The 24,166-nt window shown below is 54.4% G+C and carries 19 protein-coding genes; 11 read left to right on the top strand and 8 right to left on the bottom strand.

The window, feature by feature from the left end; translation table 11 throughout:
• The first annotated feature begins 108 nt into the window (after positions 1-108).
• Positions 109-717 (top strand): LysE family translocator, encoded by a 609-nt coding sequence (locus AC2FC2_RS09415; RefSeq protein ID WP_209638015.1) that lies wholly within the window; start codon positions 109-111, stop codon positions 715-717.
• Here the strand turns inward: AC2FC2_RS09415 and AC2FC2_RS09410 are convergent.
• From AC2FC2_RS09410 to AC2FC2_RS09375, 8 genes are all read right to left on the bottom strand, one after another.
• Positions 714-1,265: an MltR family transcriptional regulator gene (locus tag AC2FC2_RS09410; RefSeq protein WP_037421127.1), complete on the bottom strand. Its 552-nt coding sequence runs from the start codon at positions 1,263-1,265 to the stop codon at positions 714-716. The two genes, AC2FC2_RS09415 and AC2FC2_RS09410, sit on opposite strands and share 4 nt — an antisense overlap.
• 173 nt (positions 1,266-1,438) lie before the next feature.
• Positions 1,439-2,593 (bottom strand): mannitol-1-phosphate 5-dehydrogenase, encoded by a 1,155-nt coding sequence (locus AC2FC2_RS09405; protein ID WP_265556652.1) that lies wholly within the window; start codon positions 2,591-2,593, stop codon positions 1,439-1,441.
• A 61-nt stretch (positions 2,594-2,654) separates the two neighbouring features.
• On the bottom strand, positions 2,655-4,571 hold the full coding sequence (locus tag AC2FC2_RS09400) for a PTS mannitol transporter subunit IICBA (protein WP_209638019.1): 1,917 nt from the start codon (positions 4,569-4,571) through the stop codon (positions 2,655-2,657).
• 548 nt (positions 4,572-5,119) lie between these two features.
• Complete coding sequence (locus tag AC2FC2_RS09395; RefSeq protein WP_490659120.1) at positions 5,120-5,839, bottom strand: DUF3053 domain-containing protein; 720 nt, start codon at positions 5,837-5,839, stop codon at positions 5,120-5,122.
• Positions 5,840-6,114: 275 nt separating this feature from the next.
• Positions 6,115-8,184, bottom strand: a complete 2,070-nt coding sequence (glyS, locus tag AC2FC2_RS09390; protein ID WP_490659119.1) for a glycine--tRNA ligase subunit beta — start codon at positions 8,182-8,184, stop codon at positions 6,115-6,117.
• Between the two features lie 9 nt (positions 8,185-8,193).
• The gene (gene glyQ, locus AC2FC2_RS09385) at positions 8,194-9,108 is read right to left on the bottom strand and encodes a glycine--tRNA ligase subunit alpha (RefSeq protein WP_012004542.1); all 915 of its coding nucleotides are present in this window, start codon (positions 9,106-9,108) and stop codon (positions 8,194-8,196) included.
• Between the two features lie 157 nt (positions 9,109-9,265).
• Complete coding sequence (locus tag AC2FC2_RS09380; protein WP_490659118.1) at positions 9,266-10,009, bottom strand: helix-turn-helix transcriptional regulator; 744 nt, start codon at positions 10,007-10,009, stop codon at positions 9,266-9,268.
• A gap of 699 nt (positions 10,010-10,708) precedes the next feature.
• Positions 10,709-12,700: an autotransporter outer membrane beta-barrel domain-containing protein gene (locus AC2FC2_RS09375; protein ID WP_209638026.1), complete on the bottom strand. Its 1,992-nt coding sequence runs from the start codon at positions 12,698-12,700 to the stop codon at positions 10,709-10,711.
• A gap of 197 nt (positions 12,701-12,897) precedes the next feature.
• Here AC2FC2_RS09375 and AC2FC2_RS09370 point away from each other — a divergent pair, with 197 nt between their 5' ends.
• The 10 genes from AC2FC2_RS09370 (at position 12,898) to AC2FC2_RS09325 (ending at position 24,153) form a co-directional block, all read left to right on the top strand.
• On the top strand, positions 12,898-13,464 hold the full coding sequence (locus AC2FC2_RS09370; RefSeq protein ID WP_209638028.1) for a DNA-3-methyladenine glycosylase I: 567 nt from the start codon (positions 12,898-12,900) through the stop codon (positions 13,462-13,464).
• Positions 13,461-13,895, top strand: a complete 435-nt coding sequence (locus AC2FC2_RS09365; protein ID WP_209638136.1) for an N-acetyltransferase — start codon at positions 13,461-13,463, stop codon at positions 13,893-13,895. Before AC2FC2_RS09370 ends, AC2FC2_RS09365 begins: the two co-directional genes overlap by 4 nt.
• Positions 13,896-14,162: 267 nt before the next feature.
• The gene (locus tag AC2FC2_RS09360; RefSeq protein ID WP_209638030.1) at positions 14,163-14,825 is read left to right on the top strand and encodes an OmpA family lipoprotein; all 663 of its coding nucleotides are present in this window, start codon (positions 14,163-14,165) and stop codon (positions 14,823-14,825) included.
• A 127-nt stretch (positions 14,826-14,952) separates the two neighbouring features.
• Positions 14,953-15,987, top strand: coding sequence for a LacI family DNA-binding transcriptional regulator (locus AC2FC2_RS09355; RefSeq protein ID WP_490659117.1), 1,035 nt, complete (start codon positions 14,953-14,955; stop codon positions 15,985-15,987).
• 183 nt (positions 15,988-16,170) lie between these two features.
• A complete protein-coding gene (locus AC2FC2_RS09350; RefSeq protein ID WP_209638032.1) occupies positions 16,171-16,923 on the top strand; it encodes a sugar phosphate isomerase/epimerase family protein in 753 nt (250 codons plus the stop codon).
• 5 nt (positions 16,924-16,928) lie between these two features.
• Positions 16,929-17,888, top strand: coding sequence for a sugar kinase (locus AC2FC2_RS09345; protein ID WP_490659116.1), 960 nt, complete (start codon positions 16,929-16,931; stop codon positions 17,886-17,888).
• A 289-nt stretch (positions 17,889-18,177) separates the two neighbouring features.
• The gene (locus AC2FC2_RS09340) at positions 18,178-19,446 is read left to right on the top strand and encodes an MFS transporter (RefSeq protein ID WP_490659115.1); all 1,269 of its coding nucleotides are present in this window, start codon (positions 18,178-18,180) and stop codon (positions 19,444-19,446) included.
• A 114-nt stretch (positions 19,447-19,560) separates the two neighbouring features.
• On the top strand, positions 19,561-20,538 hold the full coding sequence (gene ghrB, locus AC2FC2_RS09335; protein WP_209638038.1) for a glyoxylate/hydroxypyruvate reductase GhrB: 978 nt from the start codon (positions 19,561-19,563) through the stop codon (positions 20,536-20,538).
• 160 nt (positions 20,539-20,698) lie between these two features.
• Complete coding sequence (locus tag AC2FC2_RS09330; RefSeq protein ID WP_490659114.1) at positions 20,699-22,765, top strand: alpha-amylase; 2,067 nt, start codon at positions 20,699-20,701, stop codon at positions 22,763-22,765.
• Between the two features lie 134 nt (positions 22,766-22,899).
• Positions 22,900-24,153, top strand: a complete 1,254-nt coding sequence (locus tag AC2FC2_RS09325) for a valine--pyruvate transaminase (RefSeq protein ID WP_209638041.1) — start codon at positions 22,900-22,902, stop codon at positions 24,151-24,153.
• The last annotated feature ends 13 nt before the right edge of the window (positions 24,154-24,166 follow it).

Below are 24,166 nucleotides of genomic sequence, written 5' to 3'. Positions count from 1 at the left end.
TATTGCAGAAACTGTACCCATGACAATAGCTTGTTTCTGGTTCTGTCACCATCCGTCCGCAGGTTTTATGCTGGTTCCTTTGCTCCCATCCCCTTTAAGGAACCCGTTATGTTGGACTCAGCCTTTATCAGTTATGTCACCGTTATGTCGATTACGCCGGGTCCCAACAACCTGCTGCTGGCATCGTCCGGAGTGAACTTTGGCCTGCGCCGCACGCTGCCGATGGTATTTGGCATTAGCGTCGGTTGCGCGGTGCAGCTGGCCCTGACCACCACTCTGCTGGCGCTCATTCTGAGTTGGGCCGGTATGATTCGCTTTCCGCTGGCGGTGATCGGTTGTACCTATCTACTCTGGCTATCATGGAAATTATTCCAGGCCGCGTCACCGGACGGCAAACAACAGGCGCAACCGATGCGCTTAATCAACGGCGCCCTGTTCCAGGCGGTAAACCCTAAGGCCTGGCTGATGGCAATTAACGTGGCTATTCTCTTCACCCCACGCGAAGGGACCAGCCTCAGCCACACGCTGATGATCATTGCCGGTTTTACCGCATTGAACATTCCTTGCGTATTGGTGTGGGCGATATTGGGCGATCGTCTGCGTGATGCGCTACGGGTGACCTGGAAACTGCGGTTGTTCAATGGCGTAATGGCAGGATTGATGGCAGCCACGGCGCTGTGGCTGTTATTCGACGAGTGGCGTGCGGCCTTTGCTTAACTGCGACCGAGAGGTGAAAGCCGGGAGGGTTGTTTGGCACCGATACCGGCGATCAGATCGGTCACCGACAGCACCATAGTAGAGCGCAACACCTGCTGGTATCGCTGACGCTGCATGGCGATCAGCGATTCTTCCGCTTCGCCGGGCTGCAGGAAGGTCGGTACCGGCGGCAGCGCAGCCACGCAGTGCAGTTCGCCGAAGGGCCCGAGGATTTCATCATCGACAAAACGGTATTCCGAGCCGTCGTGGTTCAGCTCTTCACGCATTGCCATCAGCAGCTCGGCGTCTTCGTACTCATGGCGAGAGATCACGCCCAGCCCATACATCAGCTTCAGACGCACCGACAGTTCACCCAGCGGGCCCGCACCGGACAATAGCGGTTCGACGGCATACTTCACCGCATAGTCGTCCTTACGGAACACCTGCACCACCAGCACGTTGAGCGCTTCTGCCAACAGCTCTACCGCTGCGATCAGAAAACTGCGCACCGTCTTGCCAGCGTTCAGCCTTTCCAGAACCTTATTTTCAAATGCCTGTGCTTCTTCCATCGTCGCTTTTCGAATGGCGTGTGAGGGGTATGCTGTATCGGTCACTAATTTAATACCATAGGCGTTATTGTCGCAGCCAGTTTGCGAGCGGACAGCGCGCAGAATCCGGAGCGTACACGTAGTACGTGAGGAATTCGAGCACTGCCCAACCGTAAAATGGCAAGTAAAATAGCCTATTGGCGCTGCATGGCGTTATACACAGCAATGGCCTGTTCTACAACCTCACTTTCAGCCGGCAAACCGGAAATTTGCGCCAGCGCGGCTTTTGGCCCCAACTCGGCCAACAGTTCTACCAGCTCTTTGGCCTGCGGATCCTGTTCGCTGCGGTAGCTCATCGCGGCAGCAATGCCCTGAATCAGATTGGCATGCGGTAAGCCATATTCCAGCGTACCGAGCAGAGGTTTGATCAGACGGTCGCCGGCACTCAATTTACGCAGCGGCTGACGGCCCACACGCTCAACGTCGTCATGCAGGTACGGGTTCTCAAAACGGCTGAGGATTTTGTCGATGTAAGCAGCGTGCTTGGCAGCATCGAAGCCGTAGCGTTTGATCAACACGGCACCGCTCTCTTCCATCGCGCCTTTTACCACGCGGCGGATCGCCGGGTCGAGAATGGCATCGCGGATCGTCAGCAAGCCAGCCTGTTGCCCGAGATAAGCCGTGATCGCATGGCCGGTATTGAGCGTAAACAACTTGCGCTCAACAAATGCCATTAGGTTATCGGTCAGTTCCATGCCGGCGATCGCCGGTGGTTGGCCTTTGAACTGGGTCTGGTCAACAATCCATTCGCTGAAGGTTTCTACCGTCACTTCCAGCGGATCGCTGCTACCCGCTTCCGCCGGCGGCACAATACGGTCAACCGCCGAATCAACGAAGCCAACATGCTGTTCGACCCACGCCTTATCTTCCTGCGGCAACACATCGAACACGTGCTGTTTTAACTGGCTGGTGCCACGCACCATGTTCTCGCAGGCAATGATGTTTAGCGGTTGGCTGTTACCCTGCTGATGACGTTTGCTCAGCCCTTTGGCGATCGTGCCCGCAATTTTAGCCAGGATTTGTGGGCCCACGGCGGTGGTCACGATATCCGCTTCGGCGATCAATGCAACCGCCTCGTCACTGCCGCTGTTAACTGCACTGACATTGTTGACCTGTTCGACCCGGGCCTGCTCGCCAACCACGTGAACCTGATAGCTTTTGCGGCTGTTCAGCAGGTCCAGCACCGTCTGGTTAACGTCGGCAAAGGTCAGTTCGGCGTGCGCATCCGCCAACAGCTTGCCGATAAAACCTCGCCCAATATTTCCCGCACCGAAATGTAATGCTTTCATAGTCCTACCTTTCTAATGTCGAAGGGTGCAGCAAGCTGCACCCCTTAAAATGATTCTGTTATCAGGCTTTTTTGCCGCCCAGCAGATCCAGCACTTCCTGCACGCTGGTCGTGTTCGCCAGCCGTTCGATGACACCGTCGTCATCCAATGCATTGGTCAGGCTGGTAATCACCTGGATGTGTTCGTTGTTGCGTGCTGCGATACCGATAACCAACCGCGCCACTTCATCCTCTTCATCACCGAAACGCACACCCTGTGGGTATTGGCAGAACACCACACCGGTACGCAATACCCGGTCTTTGGCTTCGATGGTGCCGTGCGGTACGGCGATCGACTCACCCAGGTAGGTAGAGGTCAGTTTTTCGCGTTCCAGCATCGCCGGGACGTATTCCGGCTCAACGTAGCCGCCTTTGACCAGCTGTTCACCGGCAAAGCGAATCGCCTGCTCTTTGTCGCTGGCCTGTAAGTTAAGGAACACGTTGCTTTCACTGAGTCTGAACAGGTTTTGTTCGGATGCCTCAAAGCTATCGTCCAGTGTGCTGATGACTTTCTGCTGGTTATCCGTGGTTTTGTTAGCGGCCACCAGACGCTCGGTCAGATCGCTGTACAGCTTGCTGTCGAGAAAGTTGGTCAGCGAAATATGCTGAGCCTGAGGCGCATGGCGCATCGCACGCTCAGTCAGATCACGGTGGGTGATCACCAGATCGACATCATCCGGGAGGCTGTTGATGGCACTGTTGGTCACCGAAATGTTTTTCAACCCAGCGTCCGCCACCTTCTTGCGCAGTACGCCAGCGCCCATCGCACTGGACCCCATACCGGCATCGCAGGCGACGATGATTTTGCGCACCGTCGTCAGATCACCATCTACCGCTGCGTGTGCCGCTGCACCCCCTTTGGACTGAGACTTCATTTCCTGCATGCGGCGAGTCGCTTCTTCCAGATCATCCTCTTCTTTCACTTTTGACGTTTTCAGCAGGAACGCTGACACCACGAAGGACACGGCAAAGGCCGCGACCACGGCTGCAATGTTGGCGAAGTAAGCGCCTTTTGGCGTCATTGCCAACACCGCCAGGATCGAACCCGGTGAGGCCGGGGACACCAGGCCGCCGTTCAGCATGGTGAGCGTGAATACGCCGGTCATGCCGCCCAGGATTACCGCCAGCAGCAGGCGTGGATTCATCAGCACGTACGGGAAGTAAATTTCGTGGATACCCCCCAGGAAATGGATGATTGCCGCACCACCCGCAGACTGCTTGGCACTACCGCGACCAAAGAACATGTAGGCCATCAGCACGCCCATACCCGGGCCTGGGTTAGCTTCGATCAGGAAGAAGACAGATTTGCCGGCTTCGGTCGCCTGCTGGATGCCCAGTGGCGAGAATATGCCGTGGTTGATAGCGTTGTTCAGGAAGAGAATTTTCGCCGGTTCGACGAAGATCGACGCCAGTGGCAGCAGGTTGTTCACCACCATCACATGCACGCCGGCTGCCAATAGCTTCGACAGCACTTCGACCAGTGGGCCTATGCCCAAGAAGGCCAGAATTGCCAGCAGCATGCCGATAATGCCGGCAGAGAAGTTGTTCACCAGCATCTCAAAACCGCTTTTGATCTTGCCGTCTACCCAGCGGTCAAAATGCTTTATCGCCCAGCCACCCAACGGACCCGCAATCATCGCGCCGAGGAACATCGGCATGTCAGCCCCGACAATCACACCCATGGTGGTGATCGCACCGACCACGCCACCGCGATCGCCACCGACCAACCGGCCACCGGTGAAACCGATAAGCAACGGCAGCAGATAGGTGATCATTGGGCCAACCAGCTTGGCTAAGGTTTCGTTAGGCAGCCAACCTGTAGGAATGAATAAGGCAGTGATGATACCCCAGGCGATAAATGCGCCAATGTTGGGCATCACCATGTTGCTTAAGAAGCGGCCAAAGTTTTGAACTTTGACTTTGATGTCTGGTGAAAACATAAAACACACCCCTATTGTTACGCGCTGACAATAGAGCGCGTGATTATTGTTGTTACGATCCAGCCGTGTTGTTGCTGTATGCGCAATGGACTCTATCACGCTGTTTTTACCGCGCGAACTTCACGGATTTTTTGTGATTAACATCACACAAACACCCCCATAAACAGGTTACTTATAGTGATTCAGCTCACATTTAATGAGTGTAAAAAAGCCACAACGAGAACAAAATGCGCCTAAAACTCAATTAAATGTGATGCTGGTCACATTTAATTGATGCGTGTTTGTTTTTAAATTGTGATGTTTATCACAATCTATTTTTCGGTCACTACCGAATCCTGGCTTGGGGGTGGTCTTCCCTGTGAGCATTCATCCCGTCGGGAAATAACGGGGCGATGAATGAAAGAAAACTACATGTCGAAAAACGATGATTAATTGAAGTGTAGTACAGAAGCGTCGCGCAAGAAGTGGGCAAGCTGTTGGAAAGACTGGAAGGGAATACCTGGAACAGAAAGGCAGAAGCCGGAACATCGGCTTCGGCCTTTCTACAATTACTGGGTCACGCTTGAGACGGTTTTCTGTGCATTCAGCAAATCCTGCTGCTTGGCCACCAGATTCGACATCATGGTGTTGTACTGCGTCGCCTGCTGGGAAGTACGGAACTGCACGCCGTTATTGTTGAAGCTAACCTGATTACCTTGGGTACGCAGGAAATCCCCGACCTGAACCAGATCCTGGACGAAACTGGCGGTGGTAGGAATAACCGGCATCAGCGCATTGGCCGGCCCGGTGACAATCTTGTCATAAGCCTGGTTATACACGGCTTTCAGATCGTCGGGTTGCTTCAGTGCTGCCCGGGCAGTGTCTGCCTGTGACTTCGCCGACTGAATCTGCTGCCCCAGCAGGTTCAGCGCTCCAACGGACTGCTGCAACGTATCACGTTTGCTCATGTAGTCCTGTGCGGTGCGGATCTGGTTAATCTGATCCAACGCCGGTGTCAGGCTCGCATCCAATGACTTGGACAATTGCTGGGAAAAACCGACCAAGATGGCGTAATCCCCGGCATAGTTACCGAATTTCTGTTTCTGGTCTTCGCTCAGCGTCGGGATTTTCACGCCGCTGCGCATCACCGTATTCTGTAAGTAATCAATAAACGCCTTGCGTTGTTCCGGCTCTTTATCGCCGCAGGCAGTCAGCTGCATGACCACCAACAATGCCAATACCGGGGCCAACCAACGCGCGAAACTCCTGCTCTGGATCCCTACCGCCATGTGACATAACTCCTGTTATAAACCTGCTTTTTCATCGGACTCCGTCCCTTTTGCTGCACTCCTTGCGCCTATAAGAATAGATCAACTGAGTGCGATCCGATACGCGATTCACCGTTCAGGGGCTATTCTTTGGCAATAGCGGCTAATGGCAGTATCTGAAACAAAGCCTTCCCCCCAAATCGGCGGGCTATTGGCGATGCCAAAGGAAAAAACCGGGGGACACGCCAGCAGCAATAAAAAAGGCGCCCTAAGGCGCCTTTTCCTAACAGGACGGTTTACTGCAGTACGGAAATATCCGCCACCTGCAGGAACAGCTCACGCAGCTTGCTCAGCAACGTCAGACGGTTCACACGCACCGCGTCGTCTTCTGCCATCACCATCACGTTGTCGAAGAAGGCGTCGACCGGTTCACGCAGGTCAGCCAGCTCTACCAACGCATCTTGATAGTTGCCTGCGGCGAAATACGGCTCCAGCTTATCGCGCAACACCACCAGATGGGTCGCCAGTTTGATCTCAGCCGATTCTTTCAATACCGAGGCATGTACACGGTCATTCAAGGTATCGGTAGACTTAGCCAAGATATTGGAAACGCGTTTGTTGGCCGCAGCCAACGCTGCCGCGGCTTCCAACGTACGGAAGTGCGTTACCGCCTTCACACGCGCATCAAAGTCAGCCGGTTTGGTTGGACGGCGTGCCAGCACAGCCTGAATGGTGTCAACCGCGTGGCCCTCTTCCTGATACCAAGCGCGGAAACGACCCAGCATGAACTCGACAACGTCATCGACAACCTTGGCGTTGGTCAGCTTGCTGCCATACAGGCGCACAGCCTCTTCGGTCAGCGTCTGCAGATCCAGCGTCAGGTTCTTCTCAACGATGATACGCAGCACGCCCAATGCGGCACGACGCAGCGCAAACGGGTCTTTATCCCCTTTTGGATACTGCCCGATGCCGAAAATACCGGCCAGGGTGTCCATCTTGTCGGCGATCGCCAGTGAGCAAGCCACCAGTGATTCTGGCAGCGCATCACCAGCAAAACGTGGCTGGTACTGCTCGTTCAGCGCTACGGCAACGTCTTCCGCTTCGCCGTCATGGCGCGCGTAATGCATGCCCATCACGCCCTGGGTGTCGGTGAATTCGAAGACCATGTTGGTCATCAGATCGCACTTCGACAGCAGGCCTGCACGGGTAGCGTGGTTAACGTCGGCACCAATCTGGCCGGCAACCCAGCCTGCCAACGCCTGAATACGGTCAGTCTTGTCACGCAGGGTCCCCAGTTGCTGTTGGAACAGCACGGTTTCCAGACGCGGCAGATTGTCTTCCAGACGTTTCTTGCGGTCGGTGTTGAAGAAGAATTCGGCATCAGCCAAACGCGGACGCACTACCTTCTCGTTACCGGAGATGATTTGCTGCGGATCTTTGGATTCGATATTGGCGACGAAGATAAAGTTCGGCATCAGTTTGCCCGCGGCGTCATACACCGGGAAATACTTTTGGTCGCCCTTCATGGTGTACACCAACGCTTCCGCCGGTACTGCCAGGAATTTTTCTTCGAATTTAGCGGTCAATACCACCGGCCATTCTACTAACGAAGCCACTTCTTCCAGCAGGTTTTCGCTCAGATCGGCTTTACCACCAAGCTTCGCTGCCGCCAGTTCAGCGTCACGCTTGATCAGCGCTTTGCGCGTATCGTAATCGGCGATGACCTTGCCGCGTTCCTGCAGGATCTGCGGGTATTGGTCGGCGTTATCGACAGTGAATTCAGCTTCGCCCATAAAGCGATGGCCGCGAAGGGTGCGGGCAGAATCAATACCCAGCACGGTGCCCGGGATCAGCTCTGCACCCAGCAGCATCGTCACGGTGTGGACCGGACGCACGAACTGCACGTCGGAATCACCCCAGCGCATCAATTTCGGGATCGGTAACTTGGCCAGCGAACTGCTGACCATGCCCGCCAGCAGCGCTTGTGCGGACTGACCTTTAACATGGGCGCGATACAGCAACCATTCACCTTTGTCGGTAGCCAGGCGTTCGGCCTGATCGACGGTGATACCACAACCGCGAGCCCAACCTTCGGCCGCTTTGCTGGGTTTGCCTTCGGCGTCAAACGCCTGAGCAATTGCCGGGCCGCGTTTTTCGACTTCACGATCGGCCTGTGCAGCGCTCAAGTTAGCCACTTTCAACGCCAGACGGCGCGGAGCGGCAAACCAGCTCACTTCGCCGTGTTCGAGATTGGCGTTATCCAGCTCGGCGGTAAAATTCGCGGCAAAAGCTTCTGCCAGTGAACGAAGAGCCTTCGGCGGCAGCTCTTCCGTGCCGATTTCCACCAGGAAAGTCTGTTGAGTCATGGCTGCCTCTTAGCTCTTGTTCTTTTTGCACATTGGGAAGCCCAGCGCTTCGCGGGAAGCGTAGTAGGCCTCAGCAACGGCTTTGGTCAGCGTGCGGATACGCAGAATATAACGCTGGCGCTCGGTCACGGAGATCGCCTTGCGCGCATCCAACAGGTTGAAGGTGTGGCCAGCCTTCAGAATTCGTTCGTACGCCGGCAACGGCAGTGGTTTTTCCAGTGCCAGCAGCGACTGGGCTTCTTTCTCGTACTGCTCGAAGCAGGAGAACAGGAAGTCCACGTCAGCGTATTCGAAGTTGTAAGTGGACTGTTCCACTTCGTTCTGGTGGAACACATCGCCATAGGTGGTAACGCCCAACGGACCGTCGCTCCACACCAGATCGTAAACGCTGTCCACGCCCTGAATGTACATCGCCAGACGTTCAAGACCGTAAGTGATCTCACCAGTGACTGGCTTGCACTCCATACCGCCAACCTGCTGGAAGTAAGTGAATTGCGTCACTTCCATGCCGTTCAGCCACACTTCCCAACCCAGGCCCCAGGCGCCGAGCGTCGGGTTTTCCCAGTTGTCTTCAACGAAGCGGATGTCGTGAATGGTCGGATCCAGACCCAGCTCTTTCAACGAGCCCAGGTAAAGTTCCTGAATGTTGTCCGGCGATGGCTTAATCACGACCTGGAACTGGTAGTAATGTTGCAGGCGGTTCGGGTTTTCACCGTAGCGGCCGTCAGTTGGACGGCGGGACGGTTGCACATAGGCGGTGGCCATTGGCTCCGGCCCCAGTGCGCGCAGGCACGTCATCGGGTGTGAGGTTCCCGCGCCAACTTCCATGTCCAGCGGTTGAACGATGGTGCAGCCTTGGCGCGCCCAATAGTCCTGCAGTGTCAGGATCAGGCCCTGAAAGGTCTTGGTATCAAACTTTTGCATGTTGAATTCGCACGCGATACAAGTGGATTTAAATGGGATGCGCCAGTATACCCGTTGACCGTAAGATATACAGCCTGAATCCAGCAACAAGTGCGAATCTTCGAGAAGAAACCGGTTTAATACCGCCTTTTAGAGCCGTTAAACTCAATGGACCGCATCATTTTTCCACATCAAGGAGCACCGGCCGGATAAGCTGCAGCTCCATCCCAAGCCTAATGGCGTGTTTGGCATTGGTAACACCCAATTTTTTTACTGCGTTACCAATATGATATTTTATCGTCGTCAGCTTCACCCCCAAAATAAGAGCTATTTCCTGATAGGATTTCCCCATACTTGCCAGGTAAAGCACCTCATTTTCACGCACAGAGAAGATTTCCTTTCCATTTATTCTTTCAAAGTACCCGACGCTATTTATATTCTGGTATTTTGTGATTAATGACTCATGGGTAATTATTAATAACATCTGCAGTTTATTTTTGTTTTTCTCTAATTTTCCCACGTCACCAGAATGTTGGCCATCCAGAAAAAAAGATAACACAACAAGGTTATGGTGATGGTCATGAAGCACAAAAGTATAGCCATTAACGATGTTATACCCTTTTGCCGCGTCGAATAACGTAGAGAACTTCACCCCAGGCTCAACAATGAGGTTTTCATCCCAAGAGAAAGGTGTTAGACGATTGGAAGCGGTGATAAGCACAGGATCAATAAACTGAAAGTTATTTTTTGTATAAAGTTCAAACCAATCTGTTCTGTTTGAGATGACAGAAAAATCAACCGGATTCCTTTTGTTCATTATCGCATAAACATATTTTATATTATTATAATTAGTAAGCTCACTCTCTAAATCTCTTTTGATTTCATTATTGATAATTTCATTATCGAAGAATGATCTAGACACCTACACACCTCCTTGAAACAAAAATATAACATAGCATGATAATGCCAATAGGATTAGCACAATATATCGAAATGATCACACTGATAGTTATATTAACTTGCCTAAGATTTTCCAAGATAAGGCTAAGGCAAGGAATGATTGGGTATGCTGAGAAATCAGCAAGCAATGTGGTGAATTGGCCCAGGATGAACATGCCTGGGCAGTGCTGAGAGCAGGAGGATTACCGACAGTCCACTCATGTGGCTTGAGCGACTAAAAAACGTTATCTTGTTGATAGATAATGATTCCCTGGCGTTGGAGCATAAGTTGTAAAGCGACCTTTTTTTAAATTTTCTATTTCGTCGCTGTTGGCGCTCAAATCACCAAGCACCCTACTAAAGTACAGTGCTTACACTATGCCTTTTCATCAGATATGTAAATAGCTCGAAAGAGTAGCCACTCTGGAATCTTCGTATCTGATTCCAAGAAAACGCTTTTTTTAACACCACAACGATAAAGATCCCCTAACTGGGAAAACACACAGGAATTTTTATCAAATTGAAATTTAATGATTTATCATCAAATGACACGCTATATCAGCCCGTCCCAGAAAGGACCGTACCTTGTGGCAATTCTGTGATTTTTGTCGCATAAGTTGACGGGCTTAATCGCAATAAAAATTCTGTGGGTGGGCCCCGCACTTAGGTCCCACCCAAGCTTTTAAAACCGCGCGCTAACACCAACGTTATACATAAACTGTTCGCCGCTGCTCAGGCCGCCGGTTTGTGAAACGGTGGCGAATGCCGCGACCTGATCGGTCAGTGGCATGTTCGCTCCCAGCGTCACGTCCACCCAATTCTTATCCTGGTTGGCACTGTCGCGGGTAAACGAAGTCTGCGTGGATTTTAGCCCGCCGCCAGCGCGATAAACATCATCACCAAACTGATGTTGGTAGCTCACCTCAGCGTACGGGTTGAACAGGCCAAATTTCGTGTCCAGCCGCCAACCCAAGGCACCGATCTGCGAATGGTAGGTCTGGTCATTAAATCGCATCGCCGTGCTGTCGTTGCCGTCCTCGCTGTAGCCAGAGACATTACTGTAATCCCAGGCAAACTGCGCCATAGGCCCCGTAGTCAGGTAAGAGGTAATGGGGAAATCGTAACCGGTCGTCACGCGAGCCCCCCATTGCTTACCATCGGTACTGCCGGTTTCAGTACGGGTTAGCGATCCAAGCTGCATGCTGCGGCGAATATCATCGTAATTCATCGTCGCATAGTGCACATCGGCATTCACCCAACCGTGCTCAAACACGCTGAGAGAGGTAAAAGCCGAAAACAGCAGGCCACGCGCTTTGTATTCATAGCGACTAGAGGGTTGTTGGTCATCATTGGAGCCCGAGATCAGCGCGCCGACCAGCCAGGCATCCGTCAGTTGGTAATCCACCCCAACCGTCAAGTTATGGGTGGTGGCGTTGCCGTCACCCGCTGCAAGATTGGAAGAGTAATCATAGTGTTGCCCGGCGTAACCACCGAACACGCCCAACGCCCCTTGCGGGTTATTATCGTTACTGCGCAACTGTTGGAACCGGCTGTCGAGGGTCGCGCGGCTGTCACGCGCCATAGCCGCTGTCGCCTGATTCAGCGCCACAACCTGTGCCGGGCCGTCCAGCACCGCCTGAATGTAATCGGCGATCAGCAGATGAGCCTGCGGGCTGGGGTGGAAATGGTCAGCAAACAGATAGGACTGGCTACTGTCGAAACCAGGCATGGCCGAACTGCACACTGCTGAAGAAACACCCGGCGGGCACGCCATGCCTGCGGTATTGGTGAAACCGAACTGCGCCGGATTGGCGATCGCCTCACTAAACAGTTTGTTCACGTCAACCCGAACGATATTACCGCCCCCCTGCGCCAGCAGGCGATCTTCGTTCTGATTATAAAAATCGGTCAGTTGCCCGGCTTGCGCACTTAGGCTGTCAAAAGCGGCAATCAACTGTGCGGCAATTGCCTGCTGTACCTGTGGGATTGTGCTGCCCTGCGCCGCTGCGGCCGTCAGGGCTTGGTGGATAGCCTGAGTCCGCGAGGCATTATCTGGCGTGGCCAATGAATTAAGCGTGGCATAGGCAGCCTGTACCGCCGCGTTTTGCACCGGGGTTAGCGCCTGCTGGATAATCAGCTCCATCAACTGTGGCGTAGATCCAATATTCGGTACCGTCGGTACGATCACCGTTCCGGCGCCAGCATTCAGCAACGAGTGAACCTGCGCCGCCGCTGCCGCCGCGCTGTTATAGGCAACCCCCGGCGCGGTTGCCGGATTTAACGCCGCCGCTGCCAGATCGTTACCGCCAATCCAGTGAATATACAGACCCTCGCCATCTGCCCGGCCATTGACCCGGTTGAGGTAGCTCTGTACCTGATCCTGAGTGTTGTCCGCCGGGTTGAGTGCCGGTACCGCGACCCCACCACCCGCAGCGTAGTTATAGCCCCCATCATCTGAAGCCACTAATGCAGCACCAATGCGCTGCGCCAACACTTCGTCATATAACGGATGCTTATTACTGTCGTAGGTAAAACGGCCATTGTTGCCCGTGTCGCTCAGGCTGTCGCCAAACACATAAAGTTGGTCATAGGCCTGCGCCGGGGTAGTCATACTGCATAATATCGCCACTGCAAGCGCCGCTGGGCGGGACATGCACGTTATTTTTAGAGGCATGAATAGACTCCTGAGAGCCAGCAAATGAAGGAAAATACGGTCTTATCATTGGCCTTTTTAATTGCCGGCCATGTAGTAAATATTGCTGGCTTTTTCGTCACGTCAAGCTGGCTGATGATAAAACAATCAGGGGCTTGCCAAGTTCACCGCTTCGGGCGATGATTACTGTAGATAAACACAGCATAAGGACAGTCAGTATGACCAGCGAACGTTGCGGTTGGGTGACGGCAGATCCGTTATACCTCGAGTATCACGACAAGGAATGGGGGGCGCCGACCACGGATGCGCACGAACTGTTTGAAATGCTGTGCCTGGAAGGGCAACAGGCTGGCCTGTCCTGGATCACCGTGCTTAAAAAACGTGAAAATTACCGACGTGCCTTCCACAATTTCGATCCGCACCGGATAGCCGCCATGGGCGAACAAGAGGTGGAAGCGCTGATGCAAAATAGCGGTATCATCCGCCACCGGGGCAAACTTGAAGCCATCATTGCCAACGCCCGGGCCTATCTGGCGATGGAAGCGGCCGGTGAGGATTTTGTCACCTTTATTTGGGCATTTGTCGATGGCGAACCTCAACTCAATCGCTGGCAAGAACTCGCCCAGGTGCCAGCGAAAACCGAACGTTCAGACGCCTTGTCCAAAGCGCTGAAAAAGCGCGGCTTCAAATTTATTGGTTCCACCACCTGCTATGCCTTTATGCAAGCCAGCGGGCTGGTGAACGATCATCTAACAGGGTGCCTCTGCTACCCAAAGCCGCATTGATCCACCCATGTCAGCCGTCCGATATTGAACGGTTGATGGCCCTGTGGTTGCCCAGCACTGTCGCAGCCCATCCATTTGTAAAAGAAAGCTACTGGCAGGAAAGCGAAACCCTGGTGCGGGAAAACTACCTGCCGCGAGCACATAGCTGGGCATATTGGCATGCGGGGGAGATCGTCGGGTTTATCAGCGTGTTGGATCAACGCTTCATTGGTGCGTTATTTGTTGAACAGGCGTTTCACGGGCATGGCGTCGCTCAGGCGCTAATGGCGCACGTACAACAACGTTACCCTCAGCTAAGCCTGGAAGTGTACCAGCAAAATCTGCGGGCCTGCGCGTTCTACCACAAGCAAGGTTTCCAGGTCACACAACGCCTGTTTAATGAAGAAACTCAGGCCTATACGTTGATCATGAACTGGGCATCCACGCGTTAAACTCTGTCACTTTTGGTTAAAAATGGCGCACTCCGCTCCGAAGTGCGCTCAATTCAGAATCCGCTGCATAGTATTCCCCTGCTTTTTCCCGGATAACTGCCGCAGCCTGTAGCTACTTATAATTTGTCACGTTTCTTTCCGGAACTGCTGGAGAGGATACGCGTCATAGTAGCGCCGCAGCTCGGTATGCCGGGTTGCCAATGGTTTTTTTAGCGTCCCCCAAATTGGACTGACGCACACAGATTCTGATGCCACAAAGGAAAAAACATGAAAAAACGCATTGCGATTATTGCCGGCGCGGTGAGCGTTGCGCTCACGCTGTCTGCCTGTACCACTAACCCGTATACCGGGGAATCTGAAGCCGGCAAATCCGGTATTGGCGCAGGGATCGGCGCGGCATTGGGCGCAGGCGTAGGCATGCTGTCCTCATCGAAGAAAGATCGCGGCAAAGGCGCGCTGATCGGCGCGGCGGCCGGTGCAGCCCTTGGCGGCGGCGCAGGGTATTATATGGACGTGCAGGAAGCCAAACTGCGCGACAAAATGAAAGGCACTGGCGTTAGCGTCACCCGTCAGGGCGACAATATCGTGCTGAACATGCCGAACAATGTCACCTTCGACAGCAGCAGCGCCACCCTCAAACCGGCAGGCGCCAACACCCTGACCGGCGTTGCCATGGTTCTGAAGGAATATCCGAAAACGGCAGTTAACGTGATCGGTTATACCGACAGCACCGGCTCCCGTTCACTGAATATGACCTTGTCGCAGCAACGCGCCGACGGCGTTGGCAGTGCGCTGATCACTCAGGGTGTGGCGGCAAACCGTATCCGTACGTCAGGTGCCGGCCCGGATAACCCGATCGCCTCCAACAGCACGGCAGAAGGCAAAGCGCAAAACCGTCGCGTTGAGATCACGCTCAGCCCACTGCAGTAATCTCGTGCGGGGTGTTATGCCCCGCCGCTACTTATCCCCGCATTCCTGACTGTCTCCCATTGAACATTCCCGGCTCCGCATCGGGTGTGTTAGTCTCCTTGGCAATTAACCACAGGGGAGATCGGCTGTGAGCAGTGTTAAGGCAATACGCGCCTCGGGGCGAGCCACCATTAGCGATGTGGCGAAAACCGCCAAGACAGGTAAAACCAGCGTGTCGCGCTATCTGAATGGTGAGCAGCACCTGCTTTCTGACGATCTCAAACAGCGTATTGAACAGGCGATCCACCAGCTCGACTATCGGCCCAGCCAGATGGCGCGTAGCCTGAAGGGCGGACAAACCCGGTTGATTGGGCTCATCATCGCCGATATCACCAATCCCTATTCAGTAGACGTCATGCGCGGCATCGAAGCGGCCTGCCGCCAGCACGGTTTTACCCTGTTGGTATGTAACACCAACAATGAGGTCAACCAAGAACAGCACTACCTGCAACTGCTCAGCAGCTATCGGGTAGAAGGCATTGTGGTTAATGCCGTTGGTATGCGCGAAGAGGCACTGTCGACACTGCAACAATCCATGCTGCCTATGGTGCTGATCGACCGCAAAATTCATGATTTCGCCTGTGACGTCGTGGGCCTCAATAACCACGAAGCGGCAACTGTCGCCACGGAGCACCTGCTGCAACAGGGATTCGAAGCCATTTTGTTCCTCAGCGAACCGATCGGCACGGTGAATACCCGGCTGGAGCGACTGCACGCTTTTAATCAAACCATGGCGCAACATGGCGGATTATTGGCTGAGCAGGCAGAAACCCCGCTTAACGACGTGAAGCAACTGGAAGACGTACTCAGCAACTTCAATACCCGCCATCGTGGCATGCGCAAAGCGGTGATTTCCGCCAACGGCGCCCTGACGCTTCAGGTGGCACGTGCCATGCGCCGCCTGGGTATCCAATGGGGTAGCGATATTGGCCTGCTGGGTTTTGACGAGCTGGAGTGGGCCGAACTGGCCGGTGTCGGCATCACCACGCTGAAACAACCCACCTATCAAATGGGCCATGCCGCACTTGAACAATTGGTGCAACGTATTCAAGGGCTGGATACCCCCATCAGCGAACAGATGTTCCCCGGCGAACTGATCGTGCGCGGCTCCACCACCCGATAACCCTCTTCTTTCCTGTCAGGGCGCGGTTTGTGGCGCCCTCACCACACTACCCAGATTATTTTTTGCTCATGTTCGTGATTGCGATCATATTTTTACATTCTGTCGCTTTCGAATGGAACCGGTACCATTTAACGTGTAGTTAACAGCAGCGGTGGGAATAACGCCACCTCAGGAGCACAAAAGATGACAAGAGAAATTATCGTGGTGACCGGTGCCTACGGCACCGATACCGTCCGGCAGCTCGGCGGCCAAAGCGCTTTATTGCCCATTATTGCCGATGCCGATGCCGACGGCGTCGAGATCCGCCGTGAACTGTTTTCTGAACAGGAATTGCAAAGCCTGCCAGCGCTGGCCAAGGCCATCGAACAACACCAGCTGTTCGCCGTTTATTCCGCACCTGAAGCCCTGTTTACTCCGCAGCACCAGCTGAATCCTAACTTGCCGGCACTGCTGGCAGAAGCCCAAATCCTGAATGCACGTCAGTTAAAATTATCGTTGGGCCACTACCAGCCGGGCTTCGATTTTACTGAACTGAAAGTGGCGCTGGAACAGCATCCGGTCAGCCTGGTGGTAGAAAATGACCAAACCCCTGACTGCGGCATTTTGTCGCAGCTCAATGCCTTTTTCCACGCTGCGGAAGATAACCGCCTGCCTGTCAGCATGACGTTCGATATGGCCAACTGGCTCTGGGTGGGGCAAGACGCCTTCGCCGCTGCCGAACGCCTGGCGCGCCACGTCAGCTATGTCCACGTTAAGGCTGCAACCCATGGCCAACGCGGTTGGCGAGCCGTCGCGCTGGACGACAGCGATGGCAGTTGGCGCGATCTGCTGACCCGCTTGCCGCTGGATGCACCCCGCGGCATTGAATTCCCGTTGCAAGGCGACAACCTGGAAGAGGTCACCCGCTACTACGTTAACCTTCTGCGTGCGGAGTAAACATCATGACCATGCTAGCAACTGCACATAACGGGCCATTGGATGTCGTCACCTTGGGTGAAGCCATGGCGATGTTCGTGGCAACACAAACCGGGGATCTGGCGGATGTAGAAACCTTCACCAAACGCATTGCAGGGGCCGAGCTGAATGTGGCGATCGGCCTTGCACGCCTGGGGTTGAACGTCGGTTGGGTCAGCCGGGTGGGCAACGATACTTTCGGTCGTTTCACCCTGCAACAGCTCAAAAAAGAAGGCATTAACGCGCAACAGGCCACGGTAGATGGCAATTACCCGACCGGTTTTCAGATCAAATCTAAAACCACGGATGGTACCGATCCCAGTGTGGAGTATTTCCGCAAAGGCTCGGCAGCCAGCCACCTATCAGTCGACGATTTCAACCGCGATTATTTCGGCTCCGCACGCCATCTGCACCTGAGCGGCGTTGCAGCAGCCCTGTCCGGCCAATCGTTGGCGCTGTGTCACCATGCCGCCCGAGAAATGCGCGCCATGGGAAAAACCATTTCATTTGACCCGAATCTGCGCCCGGTGCTGTGGTCCAGCCAGCAGGTGATGATCGAGCAATTGAATAAACTGGCGTTTGCCGCCGACTGGGTGTTGCCGGGGCTGAAAGAAGGACAAATCCTCACGGGCCAATCAACACCAGAAGGCATCGCCGATTTTTACCTGGAGCGTGGTGTGCAGGCAGTGATCATCAAAACCGGTCCAGAGGGCGCCTGGTTTAAAACTGCAGCAGGCGATCAGGCGGCGGTCGCCGCAATCAAAGTCAACAACGTGGTGGATACCGTGGGGGCGGGAGACGGTTTTGCCGTCGGCACTATCAGCGCCCTGCTGGAAGGCAAAACGCTGAAACAAGCGGTACAACGCGGCAATAAAATCGGCTCGCTGGCGATCCAGGCCATCGGCGACAGCGAAGGGCTACCGACCCGCGCGGCATTGGCCGAATAAATATACCCGTCATGCTTCAAGCTGCAGGTGAGTGCTCTTGCCCTGCCTGCAACTCGAATGATTTAGGGTAATAACAAACATAATCGGTAAACAGACTTCTCCTTATGACGTGTACCTCTGGCCCTACAACCAGATTGCGTTGGGAGATAACGATACCCAGTGACTTTCATGCTGCAACCCGTTCGCTTACCCCAGACGCTGAATTAAGTCACAGGGATGGGCAAACGCAGTCAGCAGCGCTGCAGCGTGGAAGACGACGGGAATACGACACCACTGAAGGAATCTGAACATGAACAAAGCGACTATCGCGGCTAAACGCTGGTGGTACATCATGCCCATCGTGTTTATCACCTACAGCCTGGCCTATCTCGACCGAGCCAATTTTAGCTTTGCCTCCGCTGCCGGCATCAATGACGATCTGGGTATCACCAAAGGCATGTCGTCATTGCTGGGCGCCTTGTTTTTCCTCGGCTATTTCTTTTTCCAGATCCCTGGCGCAATTTATGCCGAACGCCGTAGCGTTAAAAAACTGATCTTCTGGTGTCTGATCCTGTGGGGGGCTTGTGCCTCCCTGACCGGCATGGTCAGCAATATCCCAATGCTGGCTGCGATCCGCTTTATTCTCGGAGTGGTAGAAGCCGCCGTGATGCCGGCGATGCTGATTTATATCAGTAACTGGTTCACTAAATCAGAACGTTCACGTGCCAATACCTTCCTGATCCTCGGCAACCCAGTGACCGTGCTGTGGATGTCCGTCGTTTCCGGCTACCTGATCCACGCCTACGGCTGGCGTGAAATGTTCATCTTCGAAGGCATTCCTGCGGTTATTTGGGCCTTCTGCTGGTGGGTGTTGGCTAAAGACAAACCAGCACAGGCCAATTGGCTGAGTGATGACGAAAAGCTGGCCTTGCAGCAACAATTGGCAGAAGAACAAAAAGGCATTAAAGCGGTGCGTAATTACAGCGAAGCCTTCCGCTCACGCAACGTGATCTTGCTGTGCGTTCAATATTTTGCCTGGAGTATCGGCGTATACGGCTTTGTGCTGTGGCTGCCCTCCATCCTGCGCAGTGGCATGCAGATGGGAATGGTGGAGGCCGGCTGGCTATCCGCGGTACCTTATCTGGCAGCGACTATCGCCATGATCCTGGTGTCCTGGGCTTCCGACAAAATGCAAAACCGTAAGCTGTTCGTCTGGCCGCTGCTGTTGATTGGTGCGCTGGCTTTCTTCGGCTCTTACGCCGTCGGTGCCAACCATTTCTGGATCTCTTATACCTTGCTGGTCATTGCCGGTGCGGCCATATACGCCCCTTACGGGCCGTTCTTCGCTATCATTCCTGAGATGTTGCCGAAAAACGTTGCCGGTGGCGCTATGGCGCTGATCAACAGCATGGGGGCACTGGGTTCTTTCTTCGGTTCCTGGTTCGTCGGTTACCTGAACGGTGCGACCGGCAGCCCGGCGGCCTCCTATATGTTTATGGCCATTGCCCTGTTGGTGGCGGTCGTGCTGACGCTGGTCGTCAAGCCGGCTCGTAACGAGGCCCAACCGCAATTGGCGTAGTCTCGTTATAATTTACTTTCTGTTGAACAAACCCAATGGATTTCAGGCTGCAGCCGGTGTTTAAAGCCAACAACGCTGCAGCCTGAAAGACGGAGGGTACTGCTGGAGTTCGTGATGAAGCCTTCTATCGTGTTGTACAAAAGCATTCCCACCGATCTGCGTGAACGACTGGAACAGCACTTCACTGTGCATGCCTTTGATGGCCTGAACCCGGATAACCGCGATGCACTGCGCCAAGCATTGCAACAAGCGGAAGGGATTATCGGTTCCGGCGGCAAAATTGATGAGGCCTTCCTGCAGCAGGCACCCAAACTGCGTGCGGCCTCAACCATTTCCGTCGGTTACGATAACTTTGACGTTGATGCACTGAACGCCCATCACGTCTTGCTGATGCATACCCCTACCGTACTCACCGAAACCGTCGCCGACACCATCATGAGCTTGGTACTGGCGACAGCACGCCGAGTCGTGGAAGTGGCAGAGCGAGTAAAAGCCGGCGAATGGCAAGGCAGCATCGGTACAGATTGGTTTGGTGTCGACGTACACCATAAAACTATCGGCATCCTTGGTATGGGCCGTATCGGCCTGGCGCTGGCACAACGTGCACACTTCGGTTTTGGTATGCCGGTGCTGTATAACGCGCGCCGCACGCATGAGGAGGCAGAGCAACGCTTTAACGCCCGCCGTTGCGATCTCGATACGCTGTTGGCCGAGTCTGATTTCATCTGTATTACACTGCCGCTGACCGATGAAACCTTCCATATGATCAGCCGTGATCAATTAGCGAAGATGAAAAAAAGCGGCATTCTGATCAATGCTGGCCGTGGCCCCGTCGTGGACGAAGCCGCGCTGATCGAAGCGCTGCAAAATGGCACCATCCACGCCGCCGGGCTGGATGTATTCGAAAAAGAGCCATTGCCGGTGTCATCACCGCTGCTGACGCTGCCAAACGTGGTGGCACTGCCGCATATTGGGTCCGCTACCCATGAAACCCGCTACGGCATGGCTGCCTGCGCCGTGGACAACCTGATAGCCGCATTAACCGGCACGGTAACTGAAAACTGCGTTAACCCGCAGCTGTTGAAAAAATAGTGTTAACGGGCGGGCGTTTTCCCGCCCCTCTCTTTTTCTTATATCCCCCCACCTTCTCCTCCCCGAAAATCTCTCGCTGGGATGAGGCGATTTATTCGTCACTTGTCACACTGGGCATTACCCTACAAAAAAACGCTTCCTGCCACGCGTACGGAGAGCTATGAAAAATTTAACCCTGCCCCTGTTGATGCTGCTGTCACCGCCCGCAATGGCAAGCTGGACGCTGCAAAGCTTCCCGACGTTTGATGAATCCACCAGTGGCTTATTCACCAGCCACGCCACGCTGGCCAAAGGCGAGCTGCCGCTGAAGATTTATCAGGATCAGCAGTGCTGGCAGCCCACCGAGCCGGTGAAACTGAATCAAACCCTGTCGCTTCAGCCTTGCAGCGATAACCCACCGGCCACCTGGCGGTTGTTCCGCGCCGGGGAATACCAGGTGCGTGTCGACACCCGCAGCGGCACTCCGACGCTACAACTCAGTCTAAAAACCGCACAGGAAACCACGACCGCTGCAATCGCGCGTACCTGTCAACGTTGGGACGGCAACCCCGTCACCCTTGACGTAACGGCAACCTTTGCCGAAGGCGAGTCGGTGCGTGATTTCTATTCAGGCCAAACGGCAAAGGTCAACCAAGGCAAAATCACCCTGCTGCCCGCCGCCAACAGCGGGGGATTGCTGTTGCTGGAGTCTGCCGGCAGCGAGAAGCCTGCACCTTTCAACTGGCACAACGCCACGGTCTATTTCGCCCTCACCGATCGCTTTAACAACGGCAACCCTGCCAACGACCACAGCTACGGCCGTCGCAGTGACGGCATGCAGGAAATCGGCACCTTTCACGGCGGCGATCTGGCTGGCCTGACGCAAAAACTGGATTACCTGCAACAACTCGGCGTCAACGCGCTGTGGATCAGTTCGCCGTTAGAGCAGATCCACGGTTGGGTTGGCGGCGGCACCAAGGGCGACTTCCCGCATTACGCCTACCACGGCTACTATGCGCTGGATTGGACACGACTCGATGCCAACATGGGCAGCGAACAAGACCTGCGTACTCTCGTTGAGCAGGCTCACCAACGGGGTATTCGTATCCTGTTTGATGTGGTGGTGAATCATGTCGGTTATGCCACGTTAGCGGACATGCAAACCTTCCAGTTCGGTTCGCTGTATCTGAAGGGGACAGAGATTGAAAAAACGCTGGGCAAGAATTGGGGGGACTGGCGACCCGGTGCAGGGCAGAACTGGCACAGTTTCAACGATTATATCAACTTCAGCGACAAGGCCGGCTGGAGCCAATGGTGGGGAAAAAATTGGATCCGTACCGATATCGGCGACTATGACTCGCCGGGTTACGACGATCTTACCCTGTCGCTGGCCTTCCTCCCGGACATCAAAACTGAAGCGCCCGGAGCCAGCGGTTTACCGCTGTTTTATCGCCATAAACCTGATACTGCCGCACGGGATATTCCCGGTGCCACCCCCCGCGACTACTTGACCATTTGGCTTAGCCAATGGGTACGTGACTACGGCATCGACGGCTTTCGCGTCGATACGGCCAAGCACGTGGAGAAACCCACGCTGGCGCTGCTGAAACAACGCGCCACGGCAGCGCTGGCTGAGTGGAAAGCCGCCCATCCGCAACAGGCTTTGGATAACAGCCCATTTTGGATGACCGGAGAAGCCTGGGGCCATGGCGTGATGAAAAGCGACTATTACCAGAATGGCTTCGACGCGATGATCAATTTTGATTTCCAGGACCAGGCGTCACAGGCACTGAGCTGTTTCTCCAGCATCGATGACACCTACCAGCAGATGGCGGACAAGTTGCAAGATTTCAACGTGCTGAGCTATATATCCTCACACGATACGCGATTGTTCTTCGCCAGCGATGCCAAAGGGTCATTGGCGCTGCAGCAACGTGCCGCCGACCTGCTGCTGTTGGCCCCCGGCGCGGTCCAGATTTACTACGGAGATGAAAGTGGCCGCCAACTTGGGCCCACAGGCTCAGATCCGCTGCAGGGCACGCGTTCCGATATGAACTGGAACGAGCTCAACGGCGACAAAGCCCCGTTACTGACGCACTGGCAACGACTAGGGCAATTCCGCGCCCGCCACCCGGCGATTGGCTCCGGTACACAGCAATCGCAGCACACTTCACGCTACTACGCTTTTAGCCGCCAGCTCAATGGCGATAAGGTCATGGTGGTATGGGTTGGCGATCGGTCACAATAATTTAGCGTAATATGCTTAATTAAAACCACCAGGTAAAATTTACTCCTGGTGGTTGATTTATGAACTGCATTGCACCAGAAATTGTCTGGCGGTATGGTGGGCGATTACCTGCTAAAAACAATACAGCTGCACCTATGACTTTTTCACTTTTCGGCGACAAATTTACCCGTTATGCGGGCATTACCCGTTTAATGGATGACCTGAACGAAGGCCTGCGCACCCCCGGTGCCATCATGCTCGGCGGCGGCAATCCGGCACAGATTCCAGAGATGGAAAGCTACTTCAAACAGCTGTGCCAGGACATGCTCGATCAAGGCAAACTGACTGAGGCTCTGTGTAACTATGACGGCCCGCAGGGCAAAGACGCTTTACTGAAAGCGCTGGCCAATTTGCTGCACGATGAACTCGGCTGGCAGATCTCACCACAGAATATTGCACTGACAAACGGCAGTCAGAGTGCGTTTTTCTACTTGTTTAACCTGTTTGCCGGGCGTTACGCCGACGGCAGCCGCCGCCGCGTGCTGTTCCCGCTGGCCCCGGAATATATCGGCTATGCCGATGCAGGGTTGGACGAAGGCCTGTTTGTGTCGGCCAAGCCTAATATCGAATTGCTGCCAGAGGGCCAGTTCAAGTATCACGTTGATTTCGAACATCTGAATATTGGCGATGATATCGGCATGATCTGTGTGTCACGCCCCACGAACCCAACCGGTAACGTGATCACCGACGAAGAGCTGATGAAGCTCGACCTGCTGGCGCAACAACGTAATATCCCGCTGGTGATCGATAACGCCTATGGCGTACCCTTCCCAGGCATCATCTTCAGCGACGCAACACCGCTGTGGAACCCCAACATCATCTTATGTATGAGTCTGTCGAAACTCGGCCTGCCGGGTTCACGCTGCGGTATTGTGATCGCTGACGAGAAGGTGATCAGTGCGCTGACCAACATGAACGGTATCATCAGCCTGTCACCGGGCAGCATGGGCCCGGCAATGGCGACAGAAATGATCGAACGTGGTGATTTGCTGCGCTTGTCCAACGAGGTGATCCGTCCGTTCTACAAACAGCGCGTTGAGCACACGATCGAGATCATTCGCCGCTACCTGTCACCAGAACGCTGCCTGATCCACAAACCGGAAGGGGCAATTTTCCTCTGGCTGTGGTTTAAGGACCTGCCGATCACCACCGAATTGCTGTATCAACGCCTGAAAAAGCGTGGTGTGCTGATGGTGCCAGGGCACTACTTCTTCCCGGGGTTGGAGCATGAATGGCCACACACCCATCAGTGTATGCGCATGAACTACGTGCCTGACCCAGAGAAGATTGAGCGCGGCGTAGCCATACTGGCGGAAGAGATCGAACGCGCTCACCAAGAGGCGAACTGATCATAGCGATGGG

The sequence above is a fragment of the Serratia sp. CoH_122_TC_1 genome (assembly GCF_058191755.1).
The sequence above is the reverse complement of the archived record's forward strand: the minus strand, read 5'-3'. Positions and strand labels throughout refer to the sequence as shown.